Origin of the sequence: Amycolatopsis sp. lyj-109, from assembly GCF_046548995.1 — a bacterium.
In the GTDB taxonomy this organism is placed as follows: Bacteria; Actinomycetota; Actinomycetes; order Mycobacteriales; family Pseudonocardiaceae; genus Amycolatopsis.
This window is the reverse complement of sequence record NZ_JAJPWR010000038.1, coordinates 40,324-60,029: the sequence shown is the minus strand read 5'-3', so window position 1 is coordinate 60,029 and position 19,706 is coordinate 40,324. Positions and strand designations below refer to the sequence as shown.

Below are 19,706 nucleotides of genomic sequence, written 5' to 3'. Positions count from 1 at the left end.
GCCGAGTTCCGGCTTCAACTGGAGCCGCTGGTGGCGAACCCGGCGGCCGCGCACAGCACGAGCCACGCGCCGGGCAGCAACCGGCCCGGCGCGACCACGAGCGCGATCGTCGCCGCCGCCGCGGCGAGCACGAGCCCGGCGGCGATCGTCAGCGGGTGCCAGCGAAGCCGGGAAGTCCCGTCCGTCACAGGGCGGCGCGGCAGATCGTCAGGTACGTCTGGCCGGTGTACCCGCCGCCCCAGAAGGTGGAGAAGCCGTCGGAGCAGCGGTAGACCTTCAGGTCCGGCGTCGTCCACCGCCACGCGTTCTTGCCCACGAACTGGCCGCACGTGTTGGCCACCGGCTGGTGGTCGACCTGGATGCCGCCCTCGTTCCACGTGCCGTACTTGTGCCAACCCGCCTCGCAGTAGGTGCTTCCCCGCCAGAAGCCGCCGAAGCACGCGGCGTAGGTGTTGACGTAGGTGCCGCTGGTGTCGGTCAGTTCGGCGTAGCCGGTGGGGTAGGCGTCCCGGCAGTCGTTGCGGTCGAAGCCCGGCATGCCGTACGGGCTGAACTCGGCGTTCGCCTTCCGGACGCGGGACAGGCCGGACCAGTCGAGCGCGGTCGCGCCGAGCGTCAGCGCGCCGAGCGCCACCGCGCGCAGGAACGTCCGGCGCGTGCCGCGGGCCGTCAGCTTCCGGCCGGCACGGGTGGCCACGGCATCCGGGCCGGGCCGGTCAAAGTCGGGAATGCGCGCCAACTCCAGCGTCACCGGTGTCGCCTCCTTCCTTCGGGCGGCCCCATCCGGCCAGTGCCGTGTCCACTTCGGCCACCCGGACCGGGAGCAGCATCCGGCGCACGCGGCCGGTGCCGTCGAGCAGCATCAGCACCGGCGGCGAGAGGTGGGAAACCGAGCGCCACACTTCGCCGTCGCTGATCACCGGCAGGCCGTGTGCCGATTCCGCCCACGTCGTCGAGGGTTCGTGGGTCAGCAGGGTCGCTTCCGCGCCGAGCCCGGCCAGCCGCTCGACCACCGTCAGGCACAGCGGGCAGCCCGAATCGACCGCCGCCACGATCCGGTCCGCGAACCGGGGGCCGAGGACCAAATCGGGCGGTGCGGCCACGAATCCGTCGCCGCCGCGGGTGACCGTCGCGCGCAGCAGCCGGACTTCGCGCAGGACGGCCGCCAGACCGAAGAACAGCAGGATGATCGCCGCCCAGGTGAGGACGGCGAACGCGGCCGACGGCGTCATCGGCGGTCCCAGGCGATGTCGATCCCGTCGAGCCAGTCGAGCCGTTCCCGTTCGGTCTTCGCCGCCGTGTCCGCCAGGTGGACCTCGGCCAGGCCCGCCGGGCAGCCGAGGACGAACGAGCGTGCGGAATCTGCGGAATCTTCGGCGTACCCGGCCTTCCAGACCTCGCCGTGCTGCGTGCGCGCGCCCGCGTGCCGGGGGATCAGGGCCGCGGCCTGGCGTGGCGCGGGGATCGACAACGAACCGTGGTCCTTGACCACGACCACGAAGTGCTCGTTCATCGGATCGAGCAGCGTCTCCGCGCGGGGGACGACGGTCATGCCGTCGACGTGGTCTTCGATCCGCAGCGAGCCGAACAGGGCCAGCACGCGGTCGCGGCGGGGCGCCGGGCCGGCGTACACCGTCATCAGCTCGTGGTAGGCACCGAGCAGGGTGGCGACGGACGACTGCCCGTCGCGGGCCTCGGCGACGACCACTTCCCGGCCGTGCACGAGCAGGCGCTCGCGGGTGTCGGCCGGCGCGACGTACGTGCACGCGAAGTCGTGGTAGCCGCGCGCGCCGATCTGGAACCCGGTGCCGTACGACCCGCCGACGAACCGGACCCCGGCCACGACGTGGGAAACGGGGGCCGCCGCGGGCAGCCCCACGGTCACCCGGTCCCCGCTCGGCGCCACCAATCGCAACCGTTGTGCCCCCATGAGACCTCCGATTCCCGGAATCGCACCCGGGTGAGCGTAGCCGACGGATTCGGCGGTCGCCACGATCGTTTTCCAACGGTTCCCGAATTGCTCCGATCGGGGAGGGTATTTTTGTCCACTATTACAGTGGGTCCATGCACAGCTTCTGGTCCGCGGGAATGACGGTCCTGACGGCGCTCGGGGCGATTCTCCTGGCCGTCGCCGGTGCGCCCCACGCGGTACGCCACCGCGAGCACCGCGCGGTGCTGCGCGCCCACCGCCTGCTGCCGCCCTCCGTGGCTGCGCCGGCCGCCGGCGCGGAGATCCTCGTGGGCGCGGCGGTGCTCGCGGTCCTGCTCGTCGACCCGGCGGCCATGGTCGTGCCCGCCGCCGCGCAAGCCGCGCTGTACTGCGCTTTTGCGGGCTACACGGCGGTGTTGCGGACGCGCCGGCCGGGTGTGCCGTGCGGGTGTTTCGGCGCGGAGAGGGTGTCGTGGGTGGTGGTGTTCCGGGCGGTCGCGCTCGCCGTGGGCAGCGCCGGATGTGCGTTCCTCGGCGTGCCCGGGCCGGCGCCGGACCGGTGGGCGTGCGTGGCCGCCGGCGTGGTCCTCGCGATGGCGAACCACCTGATTCCGGCGTGGCGCGGAGCCGGCGACCGGAAACCCGGCCGCGCTTTTCGATGATTATTTCACGGTTTGTGGATCGTCGATTGTTCGCCGGAAAATCACCGCCCGACATTCGTTCACACGCGGTCCGGCCGGGGAATGCGGACGCCGGCCGCGCGGAGTTCGGCTTCGAAAAGCCCGGCCGGCGGCGTCGCGGCCAGTTCGGTGCGGCGGGTCCACTCTTCGCCGGTGCCACTGCCGGCCCGCGCCGCCGAGTCAGTCCCAGTAGTTGAAGAGCACTTCACCCAGATCGGCCGGAGCCCAGTACTTCAGGTCGGCCGGGTGGTAGCCGGGCCACGTCCGCGCGTCGAACGGCCCGGCCAGCTCGGCCGGGGTGAGGACCCGGAACGCCGGGAACTCCGCCAGCGCGGCGACCAGCTCGGGAGCCTCGACGAACGTCAGCGCGCCCATTTCGACCGCCGTCCCGTCGATCGCCCGCGGCCGGGCGATCGCCACGACCGGTTCCGTCCGATCCCTGGTGCACACGATCGACAGGCGACGACCCCGGTGGTCGAGGACGCCTTGGTGGAAGTTCGGCGTGACCTCGTCGGCAACCCGGAACTCGACGACCCGGCCACCGGTGCGCCGGGCGGCTTCGTGGCACGCCCGGCGGAACTCGCGGAGGTCGGTCATCACGCGACCGTACCGGCTCATGTAGCTACCTGAAACCGCTTTCCGAAGGCCGTGCCGGCGATACGATGGGTGCGCCCGGACAAAGGAGTTCGCATGGTGAAAGCGTTCAGCCGGCGCACCGCGCTGGCCACCGGCGCAGGCGTCACCGCCGGCCTTGCGTTGCCCTCCATCGCCCACGCCGCCCACGCCGCCCACGCCGCCCAGCCCGGCAGCGTGGGCTTCACCCTCGACGCCGAAACGCTCGACGGCGGCGAACAGATCACCTCGATCACCGTCGATACCGCCCGGATCGGGCCGATCGACCCCGCGAGCCTGACCGCCGGCACGTTCGGCGTCCACGCGAAGGCCGGCAGCCCGATCGACACCGGCGGCCAGGACATCGGCTACGACCTCGACCGGCCCGTCACCGCCGCGCGGCTCGACCACCACGGCGACATCGTGCTCGAGCTGAGCCACGCCGAAGGCCGGACCGGCGGCAACACCCTCGGCTACCTCACCAGCAGAAGCCGCAACGTCCGGCTGGACCTGGTCTACACCATCAACCAGAACGCCCCCGTCCGCCTGCGGAACGGCCGCCCGGTCACGCTCACCGGGTTCACGCAGGGCCGGCTGGTCAACGCGGAAGCCGACGCCTTCACCCACCACACCGCCCGTTCGGGAATGAAGTACCGGCTGTACTCCCCGGCCGCACGCCACGGCCGGCGGCCCTTGGTCGTCTGGCTCCACGGCGGCGGCGAAGGCGCCTCGCTCCCCGACGGCTACTACGACAACGAGACGACCCTGCGCGCCAACCGCGGCGCACTGGGCTTCGCCACCCGGGAAGCACAAGCGATCTTCGACGGCGCCTACGTCGTCGTCCCGCAAAGCACGTCCGCCTGGATGGACGACGGTCCCCGCTTCGCCCCGCTGATCCACGAAATCATCCGCGACGTGAGCCGCACGCGCCCCGTCGACCCCGGACGCGTCCACGTCGCGGGCTGCAGCAACGGCGGCTACATGAGCCTGAAGATGACCACCGTCTACCCGAGGACGTTCGCCGCGTCGGTACCGATCTGCGGAGTCGTCGCCGCCCGGAAGGCAGGCGACCCACCGCTGGTTCCGGACGCCGAGCTGACCGCGATCACCACACCCACGTGGCTGGTCGCCTCCCGCGACGACGACACGGTGGACCCGCAGGCCAACACCGTCCACGCGCACGAACTCATCCCCCGCTCGCAGGTGACGCTCTACGACGACGTCACCTGGAACGGCCACCGGTTCCCGGGCCACTGGTCGTGGATCTACGTGGCCCGCAACGACCCGAGCGCCGACGGCACCCACGTCTGGCAGTGGATGGCGCGCAAGCACCGGTGACGCGGTCTTCGGTGTTCCGGCGCGCTGCCGCACCCGGCTGACAGCAGTTCGACGTACTCTGCTCGGGTGATCGAGATCGGCTCGCGGGCGCGCACACTACCGGCACCGCCGGCTGTCGTCTGGGGCTCGCTCGTGGAACCTCGTCGCCCTGGTGCCCGCCCGTGGCTCCACTTGCTGGCCGACGAAGTCGATCCCGGCGTCCTGACCGCGGAGAAGCCCAGCCGGGTGGTGTGGTCGTCGTTGTGGCCGAGCCGGCCCGATGATCAGGTCCAGTTCGCGCTGACGGCCACGCACGACGGAGGGACCTTACTGAGATTCACCTTGCTCACTCCCCACGAAGCCCCCGACCAGAGCAAGACCGGACACCTCCGGCGACGGCTCAACCACCTGCTGTTCGCCGATCTTCGTTTCTCCTACGGCCAGTGAGCCTCGCCGCTACTGCCTCGCGAGTGCCCACGGCATCAGCTTTTCGGCCAGTGCCCGGCTGAACGGCTTCACCAGTTCCTGCAGTTCGCCACAGGCGGCCTCGCCGATGTGCGCGTAGGGCGGCACGCTGTTCTCGTCGGTCGCCTGCTCGATGTCCGCCCGGCGGGCCGCGCCCGCGGGCGTGAACGTCGGGTCCGCGTCGCCGGTGAGCCAGTCCCGCTCGCGGAGGCCGGCGACGGCCCCGTTCCAGTCCTCTTCGGACCACGAGCGGGAGGTGCGCAACGTCGCGGCGGGGACGGCGCCGGAAGCGGCGTGGGTGACGAGGGCTTCGATGCCGCTCAGACCGGCCGTCAGCAACGCCGCGACGTGGGCGTCGCCGCGGTACTCGCGCAGCAGCGTCTGCGCGTGCCACAGGACCAGGTGCGGCTCGGTGGGCCACGGCAACGCCGCGTGGGCGGCGAAGAGCGGGCGGCCGACGACGTCGTCGGTGACCGTCTCGGCCGCCTCGCGCGACAGCGTGGCGGCCCGGTGCATCTCCGGGGAGCCGATCGCGTCGCCCAGGATGCCGCGCAACGCCCGGTCGGCCGCGGCGTGGCGGGCGGCCAGGACGGCGGCCGGGTCGGTGGTGGACCAGGCGGCGGTGATCGACTCCCGGACGAGGGCCGGGTTGAAGTTGTAGAAAGTCGCGATCACGACCGGGGCCGGGACCGCTCCGAGCGCCGCCGACCTCGACGCGAAATAGCCGGCGCGGCCGGTGAGGCCGAGTTCCCCGTACGCGGCCGTGGCTTCCGGGGCGAAGTAGATCATTCCGTGGTAGGGCTCGAGAAGTCGCCAGGTCCGGCGCGCCGCTTCGATCACGCCGTCAACATACCAGCCAGTCGGTACGGCGTGGGGCCTTCCGGCGCACCCGCCACGAGGCAAACCCGGGCCCCGGCGCGGACCCGGGTCCGCGCTAGCATCCCGGCGGCGGCCGCGCCGATCGGGAGGCGATGATGGCGGACGAACGCGGCGTCGAAGCCGTCGAGCAGTGGTTCCGGCGGCGAGGGCTGCCCGCCGTGGTCCGGGGACGGCCCGCGCACCTCCTCGTCCGCATCGCGCCCGCGGTCGTGTTCATCGCGGCCTGGCAGGTGCTCACCGCACTGCTGTCCGCCGTGGACGGCGAAACCGACGCGGACTTCGACCGGCTCCTGGAGAACGACCTCTTCGCGCTCGGCTACGCCGGCCTGCTGCTGAGCCTGGTCGTCTTCCCCGCCCTCGGCTCCTGGCTCACCGCGCGGTGGGTGCGGCGCAGGCTGGTCGACCGCGGCGGCACCGGGACCGCGGCGATCATGGCGGCCGGGTTCGTGGTCGTCGTGCCCGTCGTCGACCGGGTCGTCGCGGGCGACTCGCTGCCGCTCGGCTTCCTCACCCAGCTCGCGATCCTGACCGGGTTGTTCGCGGCCGCCTTCGTCGGGGTCGGCTCGATCGTCGGCTGGGCGTTGCGGGCCGCGTACCGCCAGACCCGGCTGCTCGGCGAACTGATCACCCGGGCGCTCCCGCTCCTGCTGCTGTTCACCGTCTTCGGGTTCTTCACCACCGAGATCTGGCAGGTCGGCGCCGCGCTGCCGCGGCAGCGGATGTGGCTGGTCGTCGGGCTCCTCGCCCTGGTCGCCGTGGCCTTCCTGCTCGCGATGCTCAAGGACGAGGTCACCCGGCTGACCCAGTCGCGCACCGCGCCCGTCGGCCTGGACAAACTGCGCGAAACGCCGCTCGCGGGCTTCCTCGCGGACGACGTCCCCGCCGAACGGCTCCCGCTCACGAAGCTGGAACGGGCGAACATGGTGCTCGTCCTGGTCCTGACCCAGGTGCTGCAGACCTTCGTGCTCGCCACCCTCGTGTTCGTCTTCTTCGTGGTCTTCGGGATCGTCGCGGTGCAGCACGCGGTGATCAAGGCCTGGGTCGGCCGCGACCCCGTGAGCGGCACGCTGTTCGGCATCCAGCTGCCGATCCCGCAGGAGCTGCTGCAGGTCTCGCTGTTCATCGCCGCGTTCTCCGGCCTGTACTTCGCCGCCTCGACGGTGACCGACGCCAAGTACCGCAGCGCCTTCTTCGACCCGCTCGCCGACCACCTGGCGGTGAGCCTGGTGGCCAGGGACCTCTACCTCGGCCGGCTCCTCGGTGTTCCGCCGCCCGCCGCGGAACACTGAGGAAGCCCGGCCTACCTGGGGGCCCGGAAGCGGTACTGCCCGGACCCGACGACCGCGACGGTGGCCTTCTTCCCCGCGTCGTAAGCGACGCTCAGAACGCCGTCGGCCCACCGCACCGGCTTGCCCGACTCGGTGACCGACCCGGCGTTGCCCGACGGGATCACCACCTCGGCGGTGGTGCCGGCGGGCACGGTGACGGTCATCGTCAGCCCGGCACCGGTGACGGCCCACGCGTCCGACAGCCGTCCGTAGACGGTGTCGATGGCGCCTTCGGCGTGGGTGAGCCCGCCGCCGATGTGCGGCTCGATCACGCTCCTGCGGTAGCCGGCCTCCTTGATCCGGATGCCGCCGATGTACTGGTGCATCCAGTCGGCGACCGCGCCGTAGGCGTAGTGGTTGAACGAGTTCATGTCCACCGGCCCGAAGGTGCCGTCGGGCTGGATCGAGTTCCAGCGTTCCCAGACGGTCGTCGCGCCCTTGCCGATCTCGTAACCCCACGACGGGTAGTCCTTTTTGGACAGCAACGTGTAGGCGAGGTCGTCGCGGCCGATGTTCGTCAGGGCCGGCAGCAGCCACGGCGTCCCGATGAACCCGGTCTTGAGGTGGTTGTCGCTCTGGGCGAGCTTCGCCACGTACCTCGCCCCCGCCTTGGCCTTCACCGCGGGATCGGTGACGAGGTCCATGCCGAGCGCGAGGGCGTACCCGGTCTGCGAGTTGCCCAGTACCGTCCCGTCCGCGGCCACGTAGGCCCGGGTGAACGCGGCGCGGACGGCACCGTAGAGCTCGGTGTACTCGGCCGCTTCGGCGGTCCGGCCGACCGCGCCGGCCATCTCCGCCATCATCCGGACGTCCTGCGCCCAGAGAGCGGTCCCGAGCACGCCCTGGTCCGGGGGGTCGTCGAGGTTCAGCCAGTCGTTGGTGAAGAACGTCAGCCGCCCGGTCTCGAGGTTGTCCGGCCCGGCACTCGCGCGGGCGTAGGCGAAGAACCGGCTCATCGCGTCGTAGTTGTCACGCAGCACCTGCGCGTCCCCGTAGGCGTGCCACAGGGCGTACGGCACGGTGATGAGCGCGTCTTCCCAGCCGACGCCGCTCTCGTCGAACGAACCGTTCGTGGCCGGGACGACGGCCGGGATGGACCCGCTGCTCTTCTGCTCGTCGCGGACGTCGGTGAGCCACTTCCCGAGGAACGCCCGGGTGTCGCTGAGGTAGCTCGCGGTCGGCGCGAAGATGTTGATGTCGCCGGTCCAGCCGAGCCGCTCGTCGCGCGCCGGGGTGTCGGTCGGGATCGAGAGGAAGTTGCCCCGCGCGCCCCAGGAAACGTTGCTGAGCAACTGGTTCAGCATGCCGTCGGACGTCCCGAGCGTGCCGGTGCGACGCAGGTCGGAACCCCACACGACACCCTGCACGTCCGCCACGGCCGGCGGCGTGGCGAGCCCGCTGATCTCGAGGTAGCGGAAGCCGTGCTGGGTGAACGTCGGCTGGTAGGTGAGCGTGCCGTCGTGGGCGAACCGGTAGTAGTCAGTGGCGGTCGCGGCCCGGAGGTTCGCCACGTACATCGTGCCGTCCGGGTCGAGCACCTCGGCGTGCCGGATCTTGACCGTCTCGCCCGCCTTGCCGGTGATCTTGACCCGGGCCACGCCGACCATGTTCTGGCCGAGGTCGTAGACGGTCACGCCCGGAGCCGGCCGGGTGGCCGCCATCGCGGCGAGGACCTGGGTTTCCCGCACCGGCTCGTCCGGCTGCGGTGACAGCTTGGCCGTGTCCGAGGGCCGCGCGACGACCGGCGCCCAGGCCGAGTCGTCGAACCCGCCGGTCGCCCAGCCCGGCCGCTCGAGCCGGGCGTCGTAGGTTTCGCCGAGCTGGTTGTCGGTCGCCGCGAACGGGCCGGTGCGCCACTTCCAGCCCGGCGTCGTGTCGACCCACTGCACGCCGCCGTCGGCGTAGGTGATCTTGAGCCGCGCGACGAGCGCCAGGTCGGTGCCGTACTGGCCCTTCCCGGCGAGCCCGATCTTCCCGGCCCACCAGCCGTCGCCGAGCGCCGCGCCGAACCCGTTCGCGCCCGCCCGGACGAGGCCGGTGACGTCGTAGGTCTGGGACTGGATCCGCTTGGCGTACTCGGTGTAGCCCGGCGCGAGGTACTGGTCGCCGACCTTGCGGCCGTTGAGCGTGAGCTGGTAGACGCCGTGCGCCGACGCGTAGACGCGGGCCTGTGCCACGCGCTTCCCGGGCGTGGTCGAAAACGACGTCCGCAGCAGCGGCTCGGAGGAGTCGCTGCCGGTCCACAGCGCGTCGGTGCTCCCCGTGACGGTCAGTTCGCGGTTGTCGACGCTGCCGCCGGTGAACGGGTTGGGGACGGCGAGTTCGGGGTTCGCCAGCACGGTGCCGTCCGGCTTGGTGACCGCGAACTTCTGCACGGTGACCGATTCCGTCCCGAAGGTGCGCAGGCCGGCCCGCCCGCTCGGGAAATCGGAAACCGTGCGCGTGTCGACGACGACACCGTCCAAACTGGTCCGGATCGTGCTGCCCTCCACGGTGTAGGCCACGGTGTGCGTCCCGGTCAGCAGGCCGGCGCGGGTGAACCCGAACGGCCGCAGGTCCACTTCGGCCAGCACCGAGTAGCCGCCGTTGACGCGGAGGTGGGGACGCAGCAACGGCACCGACGTCGCGGAGTCGCCGACGTTGAGCTGCCACATGTAGGCGTTGCCGGCGTCCCGCGCACGCAGGAAGGTGCCGAAGGCCAGGCTGTTCAGCCGGAAGGTCTCCGTGACGGTGTAGTCGGTCCACTGGTCGTAGGACGGCGCGGGCTTGCCGATCCAGGCGGCCGAGCCCCAGTCGGCCGCGGTGAGCAGTCCGGTTTCGAACCACGCGGGCTGACTCCAGCGGCTGGGTGTGCCCTGGTCGTCCCGGATCCGGACGCGCCAGAAGTACCGGACGCCGGAGGCGAGATCCGGCCCGTCGTAGGCGACGTCGACCTGCTGCGCCGAGCCGACCCGGCCGGAGCGCCAGACGTCGGCGGCGCCCGGCGTCCGGCCGACCTCGACTTCGTAGGCGGTCTGGGTGACCGCTCGCCGCGGCGAGGAGATCTTCCAGCCGAAGACGGGGTCGGCGCCGGGAATTCCCAAGGGGTCGACCCGGCCGTTCGTGGTGAGCCCGTCGAGGGTGGTCGCGCTCGCCGCGGTGGCGGCGGTGCCGGGCAGGAGACCGAGGACCACGAGGACCACGGCCAGCAAGCTCTGTGCGGTGCGAGGGGCTTTCATGCGGCGCTGCCTTCCAGCCACGGCGGACTTCCCAGTGATTGAAACGATTCAACCGAGTGAGACTTTTAGGAGGTTAGGTGACCGCGGTCACGGCCGTCAACCGCCGCGAACGGGCCCGCCGGGCGAATCCATCGAATGCCCGCACCCCCTCGGCCGGCTCGGGCATGATGATCGCGTGCCCCGTGGTCAACTTCGCCCGCATCAAGTCTGGCTGATCGGCGTTCCCCTCAACCTGCTGCTGGCGATCCCGTGCTACTACCCCGTGGCGATGGGCCTGCTGGCGTTCCAGGTCATCGCGGGCGAGCTGGGCCTGGCCGACATCGACCCGACAGTGGTCGACGACGGCGCGGGAACGGTGATCTTCCTCGGCCTCGCCGCCCTGGGTTTCGCCGCACTCGTCGCGTTCGGCCTGAACGCCTTGTTCGCCTTCCGCGCCCCGGCCCTCGACAAGACGATCTACTGGCTCACGGTCCCCCTGCTGATCGCGATCCCGGACATCGTCCACCTGACCAACCGGTAGCCCCCGCGCGCGCGAAGGCCGCCCGGGGACGCTGACGACGTCTCCGGGCGGCTTTCCGTTACCTCGGCGCTCAGCCGTCCACGCTGGTGCGGGTCTTCGAGGCGCACCGCGCGGGCGTGGTGTCCCCGTTGCCGTCGACCAGGCAGACCTTGAGGCCCACCGAGTCACCGGCGATGACGTTGCCGTAGGCCTGGAACGGATCCCAGATGACCGGGTCCCCGGCCAGCCCGTTGCCGTTGTACTTCGACCCGATCAGAACGCCGTCGAGCCAGGCCCACGCCTTCACGCCGTGCCCGTCCCCGCAGTAGTCGTGCACGACCGCGTAGTCGTCGTTGTTGCCGCCGCCGGGCGCTCCCGCGCCGTAGTCGACGAAATCCACCGCGCCACAGCCGTCGGTCGTGGAGACGGTGAAACTGTCGTCGACCGTGGCGGAAGCCGGAGTGGCCGCCAGCACGGCCGAGCCCAGCGCCAGCACGGGTGCGATCAGCATCATCCGCGTCAACATCCTGCCCATGGTTTTCCCCTCCGTGGTTTTCGTTCGGATTTCGATGCGCGCGCAGAAGGAAATCTAGCGACCGCAAGGGAAATGGACATCTCCCGCCGGTTTTGTTCCCGGCGTGAATCACGCGGCAGCCGGAACCGCCCGGGTGCACCGTTGCGGCAGCCCGGGCTCAACCGCCGGTGTACCGGCTGCCCGCCCCGGGCACGACCAGCCCGGACTCGTACGCGACGACGACCGCCTGGGCGCGGCTGGACACGCCGAGCTTGCCCATGGCCCGGTTGAGGTGCGTCTTCACCGTGCCGGCGCTGACCGTGAGCCGGCCGGCGATCTCGGTGTTCGACATGCCGTGCCCGACCAGGCGGACCACCTGGGTTTCCCGCTCGGTCAACGAGGTCAGCGCCGGCACCCGGTTTTCGGCGGGTGGGGTGAACGCCTCGACCAGCCGCCGGGTCACGGCCGGCGCGAACAGCATGTCGCCGGCGGCGACCGCCTGGATCGCGGCCAGGATCTGGTCCGGTGACGCGTCTTTGAGCAGGAAGCCCGAGGCGCCCGACCGCAGCGCCTGGTAGACGTACTCGTCGAGGTCGAAGGTGGTGAGGACGAGCACCTTCGGCCGAGCGCCCGCCTCGGCCAGGATCCGGGCGGTGGCCGCGATTCCGCTCATCCCGGGCAGCCGGATGTCCATCAGCACCACGTCGACGGGCTGCTCCGCCGTGACGGCGACCGCCTGCTCCCCGCTGCCCGCCTCACCCACGACGTCGAACCCCGGCGTGGCGCGGATCAGCGCCGCCAGCCCCGCGCGGATCAACTCCTGGTCGTCGACGACGAGCACCCGAACCATCCGCGATCGCTTCCCCCGGGCTGTCCGCGTCAGTGGTTGTGCGTTCCTCCCGCCGAGCTTATCGGCAAGGCCAGCACGACCTCAAACCCGCCGCGGGCGCGCGGGCCGGCGGTCAGCGTGCCGCCGTAAAGCCTTGCGCGTTCCCGCATCCCGACCAGGCCGTGCCCACCGGAATCCGCGGGGACACTGCGTTTTCTTCCCTCGTCGGTGATCTGTGCGACGAAAACCGCGTCGCCATAGGCCAATCGGACGCGCGCCCCCGCTCCGCCGGCGTGCTTCACCACGTTCGTCAGCGATTCCTGGACGATCCGGTACACGCACAGGGCGACGCTGTCCGGCAGCGCGCGGACGACCCCGTCGACCACGAGCTCGACCGGGATGCCCAGCGCCCGCACGCGGTCCGCCAGCACCGCGATCCGGTCGAGGCTGAACGCCGGCGAAGAATCGTCGGCGGGGACAACGGGATCCGAACCGATCCGCAACAGGACGAACAGCCGCCGCAGTTCGTCCAGCACCTGGCGGCTCGTGTCGGCGACCGCACCAAGCGCGCCGGCGGCGGTCGGCGGGTCGGACTCCAGCACATAACCGGCCAGCCCGGCCTGCACGGCGATCACCGACATGTGGTGCGCGAGCACGTCGTGCAGTTCGGTGGCGATGCGCATCCGCTCCTCGGTGACGGCGCGCCGGGCCCGGGCCTCCCGATCCCGTTCGAGCTCCCGGGTCAGGACCTCCAGGCGGGCGTTGCGTTCGGTGAGGATCCGGCGGATGTCGCCGACGGCCCAGGCGGTCGTGCTCACCAGCGCGGCGAGCACGGCCAGCAGCCACAGCGGCCCCAGCTCAGCGGCGGTCGTCCCGGCCGCCAGCACGACGGTGGCCAGCGCGGCAGCGGCCAGGGAAACGCGCCGGGATCGTTGCACCGCAACGGTGTACAGGGCGAGCAGCGGGCCGAAGTTGTTCAGCGCGTCCCAGTAGCCGGCGACCACTGACGCCAACGACCCGGCCAGGCAGAGCAGCAGCACCGTCACCGGGGCCCGGCGGCGCAGCGTGATCGGCAGGATGGCCGCGGCCGTCAGCAGCACACCGGGGAGACCGAAAACCCGGCCGTGCGAGGCGTAGTCGTAGCGGGCGGCCAGCACGACACCGGTGACGACCAGCCACGACACCAAGGCGTCCAGCAGTAGCGGGTGAGCTTCCCGGTACCGCCACACCCGCGTCCACGCCGCCCGCACCGGGTCACCGTATCCGCCCGGCTGCGGTGCGTCATGCGCCCAGGGTTGACTTTCGGTACCGCCGGAGTTGACGCGCTATCCGGCCGGGGTCCCGCCCCCGCGCCGCCGTCGCCAGACCACGGCCGCGACGAGCAGCGCCACGGGCAACCCGGTGAGCAGCAACCCTTCGGCCGGCGCGGGCACGACGTCCGGGTGCACCACCGAGCCGGCCAGGCTCGCCCCGCCACCGTGGAAGTTCTGGGCCGGTGGACCACCACCGCACCCGTTCTGTCCGTGCCAGGGCGCGGCTACTGCGTATTCGATCGCGGTGGGCATCCCTCACCCCTCCTCGGGCGGTGTGGAGTTCTCCGGCCGGAACCGCAGACCAGTGTGGCGCGGCCGGGCGGAGAACTCCACACCCGCGACGGAACTACTCGGGTTCGAGGATTTCCGTGGGCAGGCCAAGGGTTTCCACGATCCGCGCCACGGCGTCACCGAACCGGACGAAGTCGTCGCCGAGCGGATCGGCCACCAGCCGGCGGACGGTGGCGACGTGCCCCGGCGCCGAGGCCGCCAGGTGCGCGCGCCCGGCCGCGGTCAGCGTCGCGGTGGTGAACCGGCGGCCCTGGCCGGTGCAGACCTCGCGCGTCACCCACCCCCGGTCTTCCAGGCGCGCGACCGCGTGCGAAATCCGCGGCAGCGACCCGTTGGCCATCTCCGCGATCTCGCTCATCCGCAGGCTTTCCCCCGGGGACGCCGACAGCCGGGCCAGGATCATGTACCCCAGCAGTGTCAGGTCGGCGTCCCGCAACAGCTGGCTCTCCAGCGCGCCCGGGAGCGTGAGCAGGACCTTCGCCAGGGTGATCCACGCCCGCCGTTCGTCTTCGCCCAGCCAGCGGACCGGCTCCTCCTCGCTCACCTCTTGACTTTAACACGCAACCCAACCTACCGTTTGAGTTGCGTGTTAAACCCAAGGAGGAGCGATGACGACCATCCCCAAACCGACCGCGACCACCGTCATCCGCCTCGGCTTCGCCCTGGTGGCGGCCGCCGCGGCGAACACCGTCATCGCGCTCGCGGCGCTGGCGCTCGACGACGGCGGGATCGGCATGGGCCTGGCCCCCGTGGCCTACCTGCCCCTCACCGCCGTCGGACTGCTGCTGGGCACCATCGGCTGGTTCGTGCTCGCCCGCACGGCACCGAAGGCCCTGCGCGTGGTCGTCCCCGCGGTCCTCGTCCTGACCTGGGTCCCGGACCTGCTGCTGTTCGCCGCGGGCGCCACCGCGGCCAACGTCGTCGGCCTGATGCTCATGCACCTGGTCGTCGCCACGGCGGTGGTCACCGCACTGCGCCCGACGCTGTCCCCGGTTGCCGAGCCGGTCATGACCGAACAGCGGTGAGCACCGTGCGTGCGGTGAGCCGGCCTTTCTCCGGTTCCCGCGTGACCTGCCCCGCGGTGACGGCGGCGCTCAGCGCACCGGCGGCGTCCTCGGCACGGTAGATCGTCTCCAGCAGCGTGAACTTCTGCAGGTCGGCGACGGTGGCGGGCCCTCGCCGGCCCAGTTCCGCCAGCAGCGCCCGCCGCAGCGGCAGCAGCTGTGGGGTGAGCGAGATGTCGACCAGCGTGCCTTCGGCGTCCCGCGGGTCGCGGTAGCGGATGCCCGCGAACTCGTCCGCGGCCCAGAGTTCGTTCTTGAACGTCGTCAGGTGCCGGCTGTCGGCCGTGGCGAACAGCAAAGTCCGCGCACTTCCGTTGTCCGCCACGAGATCCACGGCCACCGCGCACCCCAGCCCGGCCGCTTGCAGCCGGGCTCGGTGGTCGCCGCCCGGCACCGTGTCGAGCAGAACTTCGTGCGCCTTGCCCCGCACCAGGGACGCCGGCCAGGCACCGTCGAGGTGCGCCAGCATCGGCCCGGGCACGTCGACATCCCGGAGGTCGTCCACCGTCCGCACGACGAGCCCGGCCGGCGCCCCAGCCGGCGTCGCCCGGCCGACGAGAATCGCCTCCAGGTGGTGCTCGGCCAGCCGGTCGGCGAACTCCCCGAAGACCCGGAAGGCATCGGCGGCGAACCCGCCGGATTCGACGTAGGTACCGCCCCGCGGCGACCGCAGCACGGTCGCCGTCCACGCGTCGAGGTACCGCACCAGCACGTCACGCTCGACGGAAACGTGCGGGTCAGGACGCCGGACGCGCTCGGCCACGCTCTCGGTTGTACCGCACCGCCGCGCCGATCACCAGCTCGGGCGTCCCCGGGCGGAATTGCGTTGGTCCGAGCTCCATGATCGGGAACAATCGCCGAAATGGACCTGCGTGCCCTTCTCGCCCGGATCGATCCCATGGCCGCGCCGGAACGACGGCGAGTCCTCGCCGGGACCGCACGCGCGCTGGCCGGTTCCCCGGAGCTGACCGCGCTGCTCGCGGAACTGGACGCCGTCCCCGGACTTCCGCGCGCCTGGGCCGCGACGATGGCCGTCATCGCGGGCGACGACGCGCACCTGCGCCACTGCCTCGCCGCGGCCGACGCCCGGATCGCCGGCCTGGCGATGAACCACTGCGCCCGCCGCGGCCGGCACTTCGACGTCCTCACCGCGGCGCTGCCGACCGCACCCCTCGCCTGGCGGCACACCCTCTACCGCGCGGTGCGCGCCACCGGGGCCACCGAGTGGGCCGAGGCTCTCCTGCCCTCGGTGCGGGCACGCTTCGGTGACCACGAGGCCGCCGCCGTCCTCCCGGCCTGCGAAGCCGGCACCGTGGCCGCCTTGCTGCCGGAACTGGACTTCGCCGTACCCAACCTCGCCGCGCTGACCCGCCGGCACCCCGCCGCCGTGCTCGCGCACCTGCGCCGCCGGCTGACCGAAGCCGGCGACGTCGGCCGTGCAGCCGTGTGGGCGCAGTTCGGTCCCGCGCTGCGGCAGCTGCTCGAGCACGACCCCGTCCAGGTCGTCGACCTGCTCGCGCGCTCGGGGCCGCTGACCGGGCTGCCGGCCAGCTCGGACCGCTGGCTGGCCACGGCGATCGCGGCCGACGCGGACCGGGTCGTGGCGATCCTCGCCGATCCCGCCCGGCGCATCCGGTTCCGGCCGGGCCGGAGCACGGAGCGCGCTCTGCGGCGGGCATCGGACGAGTCCCTGACCTCGCTCGCGCGCACGTCCTTCAGCTACGTGACCGGGTTGACGGCGTTGTTGCGCGGCCTGCCGCCCGCCCGGCGCGCGACCGTCCTCAATGGAGCGCTGGGGCAGCGGACCGTTCAGCAGGGCGGGCTGCCGATCGCGCTGCTCGACGTCCTGCCGTGGCGTGTCCGGCACGAGCACGCCCGCCGGCTGCTCGCCACCCGCGCCGTGACCGACCACCCCGACCTGCGGCGCGCCGCGGCCGCCCGGCTGCCGTGGCCGGAAGCCGAGCCCGTCCTGCGCGCGGCGACCGCCCGGCCGGCCGGCGCGGAACGTGCCCTCGCCTACCCGCTGCTGATCGGCGCGGCGGCCGCGACCCGGGATCCGGCCGTGGTCGCCGGCCTGCTGGGGTCGCTGACCCGGCTGCCCAACGAGCAGGACCCGGTCCGCCACGCCGCGCTCGCGGCCCTCGCCGCGATCCCGGGCCGGCTGCTGCAGTCGGCCGATCCGGCCGCCCTGGTCAAGCTGGCCACCGAGGCCGTGCAAGCCAGGGACGCGTCCTGGGGCACTCGCCACGAGGTCGCCGCGCTGGCCGTCACCCTGGTCCGGCACGGAACGCTCACGAGCCGGCCCGACCTGGTCGGAAGCGGGCTGCGGATCCTCGAGCAGGCCGGGGACCACGCGCACACCCTCACCCTGTACCGCCTCGACCAGGCCCTGCCTCGCGGCGCCGAGCACGCCGTGTGGTCCGCGCTGCGGCCACGCATCACCGCCGACGCCCGCGCCGGCCGCCACGACCTGGTCCTGGCCCTGGCATCGGGCCTGCGCCGGCGCGCGTGGACGATGCCCGGCCTCCAGGCCGCCGTGGGCGAAGCGACCGCCGCGGCCGACGACGGCACGGTCCGGCGGGCACTCCAGCTGTGGCTGGCTCCACCCGCGACCCGGGACGATCGCGTCGAAGCCGTGCTCCGCCACGACCCGTCCACGATCACCGTGGCCGCGGTCGCGGACGCGATCAGCGGACGCCGGACCGATCTGCTCGACCGCGTGCTGGACCGGCCGCCGCACGGCCGGTTCGTCGCGCGCGGCGTCCGGCTGGTCCCGACGTTCGGCGGATCGGTGCGGCACTGGTTGCCGCGTCAGGTCACCCGGTACGCCGAGTTGCTCGCCGGCCTCGCCACCGCGCCCGGCAAGCCGGTCTGGGAACGGGTGTCGGCGGTGCACCGCCTGGCGAGCCTGCCCGGCGCCGCCGCCGACGACCTGCAGCCGTTCCTCCAGGATGACGACGTCGCCGTGGTCGAGGCCGCGTTGGCCGGGCTGGCCTGGACCGAGCGGCCCGGCGACGCGCTGGGCACGTTGCTCGGTTACGCCGACACCGAACGCGCCCGGGTCGCGGTGTACGCGGCCGGCCGGGCCGCCCGGACCATCGCGCCGGCCGAGCTGGGTGCCGCCCTCCGGCCCGCGCTGGCCGGCCGGAAGGTGACGTCGCGCAAGGAGGCGGTCCGGCTGCTCGCCGAGCACGGCGTGCCCGGCGCGGCCGGCGAACTGGCCACCCTGTGGGCGGACCCGGAGCTGCACCGCGACGTCCGCCGCGCCATCGTGTCGGCCGCGCGCCGGCTGCTCGACGACGACCGGGCCTGGCACTGGCTCACCGAGGCGTCCACTGTGGACGCGATAGCCACGGCGGTCACCGAAGCCCACCCGCTGACCCTCGCCGAGCGGCACCGGGCGCGCTACGGCGCACTGGTGCGGACGGTGGCGGGCAGCGCCGACCCGGACACCGCGCGAACCGGCTTGGCCGCCTGGCCGGCGTGGAGTGCCTGGGACCGCGAAGGAGTCCCGGCGCTGGTCGCCCTGATCGGTGACCTGACCAGCACCGCGACCTGGCGATCCGCGGTCGAGGCGGTGCTCGCGGCGGGCGCGGTCACCGGCGATCCGGCGCCGCTGCACGCCGTGGTCACGACGCTCGCCGAACCGGACGACGTCATCGCCGACGGCCGGGACCAGCCGGCGCGGCAACGACTGCGCCACTTCGCCGTCCGTCTCGCGCTCCGCCTGGACACCGACGGCGAAACCCTGCGCGACGCGGCAGAGCGGCTGTCGACGACGCTGGCGCACTGGGCGGAGTACCGAACGGACGCGCTGATGCTCGCCATCGCCGCCCTCCCCCACCGCGGCGAACTGCTGCCGGCCCTCCGCCGGATAGCCGCCCTCGCCGACCGGCCCGCACCGGCGTGGCAGGCAGCGGACCGGCTGGCGACCTGGCTGGCCGGCCACGACCCGGGCCGCCCCGAGCTGCTCGACACCGCTCGGGCTCTCACGGCCGGCCCGGCGGAGGCGTCGCTGGCAGCGAGCATCGCGAGCGCGGCCGGCCCCCACGCCGGCTGGTCACGTCCGTGGCGCGAGCTGGTATTGGCGCTGCGCGACCACCCGGACGCCGACGTCCGCGAACGCGCGTCGCACCTCGCCTTCGCTCCCGAGTAGCCCGCTACGCGGGGAGGTACAGGACGGAGTTCGGGAGCGTGAGCAGCCGCTTGGTGAAGTTCGGCACCTCCCAGGGCAGGTTCGGGCCGAACTGCGGATCGTGGAGCACCACCTGCCCGGCCGCGTTCACCCCCTTGACGACGACCACGTGCTGGGTGGCCGCAAGATCGTGCTGGATCGCGCACCACAGCGGGCCGTGGTCCCGCAGTGCCTGCTCGAGCGAGGCGGCGGTCCAGCCACCCGCCGGCGTGGCCGCTTCCCGCATCCCGTTGAGCTGGGCCATTTCCGCGGTCTCGCCGTCCTCCAACCCCCGGGGCGGTTGCCTGCTCAGCGCCTTGCGGGTCGCCGAGATGCCGATCTGCACCTGCTGTGCCCTGATCCCGGCGCGGACCAGCGACTGCGCCGCGCCTTGCGTCAGCGCTGCCGGATGCCCGACGACCGCGGCCTCGGCTCCGCGCCGGTATTCGACGATCATCTGCAGTGCCGTGTACCAGCAAAGGTGTTCGTCAGGTTGTGCGATGTAGGTGACAGGTATGTCGATCACGGCATCTCCCCATGGCGAGGGCGGCGCCCGGTGCGCCGCCACCCCTCAGGTCGGCCGGCGACTTTTC

General features: G+C 72.5%; 21 protein-coding genes. 7 read left to right on the top strand and 14 right to left on the bottom strand.

Features of this window, described 5'->3' with window-relative positions:
* Positions 1-14: 14 nt before the first annotated feature.
* Genes ACLJQF_RS45425 through ACLJQF_RS45410 form a run of 4 tightly spaced genes read right to left on the bottom strand, consistent with a single transcriptional unit; the run spans position 15 to position 1,930 of the window.
* Positions 15-188, bottom strand: coding sequence for a hypothetical protein (locus ACLJQF_RS45425; RefSeq protein ID WP_410616598.1), 174 nt, complete (start codon positions 186-188; stop codon positions 15-17).
* A complete protein-coding gene (locus ACLJQF_RS45420) occupies positions 185-751 on the bottom strand; it encodes a hypothetical protein (RefSeq protein ID WP_410616597.1) in 567 nt (188 codons plus the stop codon). The genes ACLJQF_RS45425 and ACLJQF_RS45420 overlap by 4 nt, the downstream gene beginning before the upstream one ends.
* Positions 717-1,232 carry a hypothetical protein gene (locus ACLJQF_RS45415; RefSeq protein ID WP_410616595.1) on the bottom strand — a complete coding sequence of 172 codons (516 nt, stop codon included), beginning with the start codon at positions 1,230-1,232 and terminating at the stop codon, positions 717-719. The genes ACLJQF_RS45420 and ACLJQF_RS45415 overlap by 35 nt, the downstream gene beginning before the upstream one ends.
* A complete protein-coding gene (locus tag ACLJQF_RS45410; RefSeq protein ID WP_410616593.1) occupies positions 1,229-1,930 on the bottom strand; it encodes a hypothetical protein in 702 nt (233 codons plus the stop codon). The genes ACLJQF_RS45415 and ACLJQF_RS45410 overlap by 4 nt, the downstream gene beginning before the upstream one ends.
* 134 nt (positions 1,931-2,064) lie before the next feature.
* Here ACLJQF_RS45410 and ACLJQF_RS45405 point away from each other — a divergent pair, with 134 nt between their 5' ends.
* Positions 2,065-2,592, top strand: coding sequence for a MauE/DoxX family redox-associated membrane protein (locus tag ACLJQF_RS45405; RefSeq protein ID WP_410616591.1), 528 nt, complete (start codon positions 2,065-2,067; stop codon positions 2,590-2,592).
* Between the two features lie 198 nt (positions 2,593-2,790).
* On the opposite strand, the gene ACLJQF_RS45400 is transcribed toward ACLJQF_RS45405, so the two are convergent.
* A complete protein-coding gene (locus ACLJQF_RS45400; protein WP_410616589.1) occupies positions 2,791-3,207 on the bottom strand; it encodes a hypothetical protein in 417 nt (138 codons plus the stop codon).
* A gap of 93 nt (positions 3,208-3,300) precedes the next feature.
* Between ACLJQF_RS45400 and ACLJQF_RS45395 the strand changes: the two genes are divergently transcribed.
* Both ACLJQF_RS45395 and ACLJQF_RS45390 read left to right on the top strand, forming a co-directional pair.
* Positions 3,301-4,560, top strand: a complete 1,260-nt coding sequence (locus tag ACLJQF_RS45395) for a hypothetical protein (RefSeq protein ID WP_410616587.1) — start codon at positions 3,301-3,303, stop codon at positions 4,558-4,560.
* Between the two features lie 66 nt (positions 4,561-4,626).
* Positions 4,627-4,986 carry a hypothetical protein gene (locus ACLJQF_RS45390; RefSeq protein WP_410616585.1) on the top strand — a complete coding sequence of 120 codons (360 nt, stop codon included), beginning with the start codon at positions 4,627-4,629 and terminating at the stop codon, positions 4,984-4,986.
* Between the two features lie 9 nt (positions 4,987-4,995).
* Here the strand turns inward: ACLJQF_RS45390 and ACLJQF_RS45385 are convergent, their stop codons facing one another.
* On the bottom strand, positions 4,996-5,844 hold the full coding sequence (locus ACLJQF_RS45385; RefSeq protein ID WP_410616583.1) for an SCO6745 family protein: 849 nt from the start codon (positions 5,842-5,844) through the stop codon (positions 4,996-4,998).
* Between the two features lie 134 nt (positions 5,845-5,978).
* Here ACLJQF_RS45385 and ACLJQF_RS45380 point away from each other — a divergent pair, with 134 nt between their 5' ends.
* Complete coding sequence (locus tag ACLJQF_RS45380) at positions 5,979-7,172, top strand: hypothetical protein (RefSeq protein WP_410616581.1); 1,194 nt, start codon at positions 5,979-5,981, stop codon at positions 7,170-7,172.
* Positions 7,173-7,183: 11 nt separating this feature from the next.
* Here the strand turns inward: ACLJQF_RS45380 and ACLJQF_RS45375 are convergent, their stop codons facing one another.
* The gene (locus ACLJQF_RS45375) at positions 7,184-10,429 is read right to left on the bottom strand and encodes a family 78 glycoside hydrolase catalytic domain (RefSeq protein ID WP_410616580.1); all 3,246 of its coding nucleotides are present in this window, start codon (positions 10,427-10,429) and stop codon (positions 7,184-7,186) included.
* 175 nt (positions 10,430-10,604) lie between these two features.
* On the opposite strand from ACLJQF_RS45375, the gene ACLJQF_RS45370 reads away from it, so the two are divergent.
* Positions 10,605-10,949, top strand: a complete 345-nt coding sequence (locus ACLJQF_RS45370) for a hypothetical protein (RefSeq protein ID WP_410616579.1) — start codon at positions 10,605-10,607, stop codon at positions 10,947-10,949.
* A gap of 70 nt (positions 10,950-11,019) precedes the next feature.
* Here the strand turns inward: ACLJQF_RS45370 and ACLJQF_RS45365 are convergent, their stop codons facing one another.
* The 5 genes from ACLJQF_RS45365 to ACLJQF_RS45345 form a co-directional block, all read right to left on the bottom strand.
* Positions 11,020-11,463 carry a hypothetical protein gene (locus ACLJQF_RS45365; protein ID WP_410616577.1) on the bottom strand — a complete coding sequence of 148 codons (444 nt, stop codon included), beginning with the start codon at positions 11,461-11,463 and terminating at the stop codon, positions 11,020-11,022.
* Between the two features lie 157 nt (positions 11,464-11,620).
* Positions 11,621-12,292 (bottom strand): response regulator, encoded by a 672-nt coding sequence (locus ACLJQF_RS45360; protein ID WP_410616576.1) that lies wholly within the window; start codon positions 12,290-12,292, stop codon positions 11,621-11,623.
* 29 nt (positions 12,293-12,321) lie between these two features.
* Positions 12,322-13,521, bottom strand: a complete 1,200-nt coding sequence (locus ACLJQF_RS45355) for a sensor histidine kinase (protein ID WP_410616575.1) — start codon at positions 13,519-13,521, stop codon at positions 12,322-12,324.
* Positions 13,522-13,596: 75 nt separating this feature from the next.
* Complete coding sequence (locus ACLJQF_RS45350; protein WP_410616574.1) at positions 13,597-13,836, bottom strand: hypothetical protein; 240 nt, start codon at positions 13,834-13,836, stop codon at positions 13,597-13,599.
* Positions 13,837-13,930: 94 nt separating this feature from the next.
* Positions 13,931-14,419, bottom strand: a complete 489-nt coding sequence (locus ACLJQF_RS45345; RefSeq protein ID WP_410616573.1) for a MarR family winged helix-turn-helix transcriptional regulator — start codon at positions 14,417-14,419, stop codon at positions 13,931-13,933.
* A 64-nt stretch (positions 14,420-14,483) separates the two neighbouring features.
* Between ACLJQF_RS45345 and ACLJQF_RS45340 the strand changes: the two genes are divergently transcribed.
* Positions 14,484-14,900, top strand: a complete 417-nt coding sequence (locus ACLJQF_RS45340) for a DUF6069 family protein (protein WP_410616572.1) — start codon at positions 14,484-14,486, stop codon at positions 14,898-14,900.
* Here the strand turns inward: ACLJQF_RS45340 and ACLJQF_RS45335 are convergent.
* Positions 14,881-15,702, bottom strand: a complete 822-nt coding sequence (locus ACLJQF_RS45335; RefSeq protein ID WP_410616571.1) for a hypothetical protein — start codon at positions 15,700-15,702, stop codon at positions 14,881-14,883. The two genes, ACLJQF_RS45340 and ACLJQF_RS45335, sit on opposite strands and share 20 nt — an antisense overlap.
* Before the next feature lie 99 nt (positions 15,703-15,801).
* On the opposite strand from ACLJQF_RS45335, the gene ACLJQF_RS45330 reads away from it, so the two are divergent.
* A complete protein-coding gene (locus tag ACLJQF_RS45330) occupies positions 15,802-19,095 on the top strand; it encodes a hypothetical protein (RefSeq protein WP_410616570.1) in 3,294 nt (1,097 codons plus the stop codon).
* Positions 19,096-19,099: 4 nt separating this feature from the next.
* Here ACLJQF_RS45330 and ACLJQF_RS45325 read toward each other — a convergent pair whose 3' ends face one another.
* Entirely contained in the window at positions 19,100-19,639 is a 540-nt protein-coding gene (locus ACLJQF_RS45325; protein WP_410616569.1) for a papain-like cysteine protease family protein, read from the bottom strand.
* Positions 19,640-19,706: the final 67 nt, after the last annotated feature.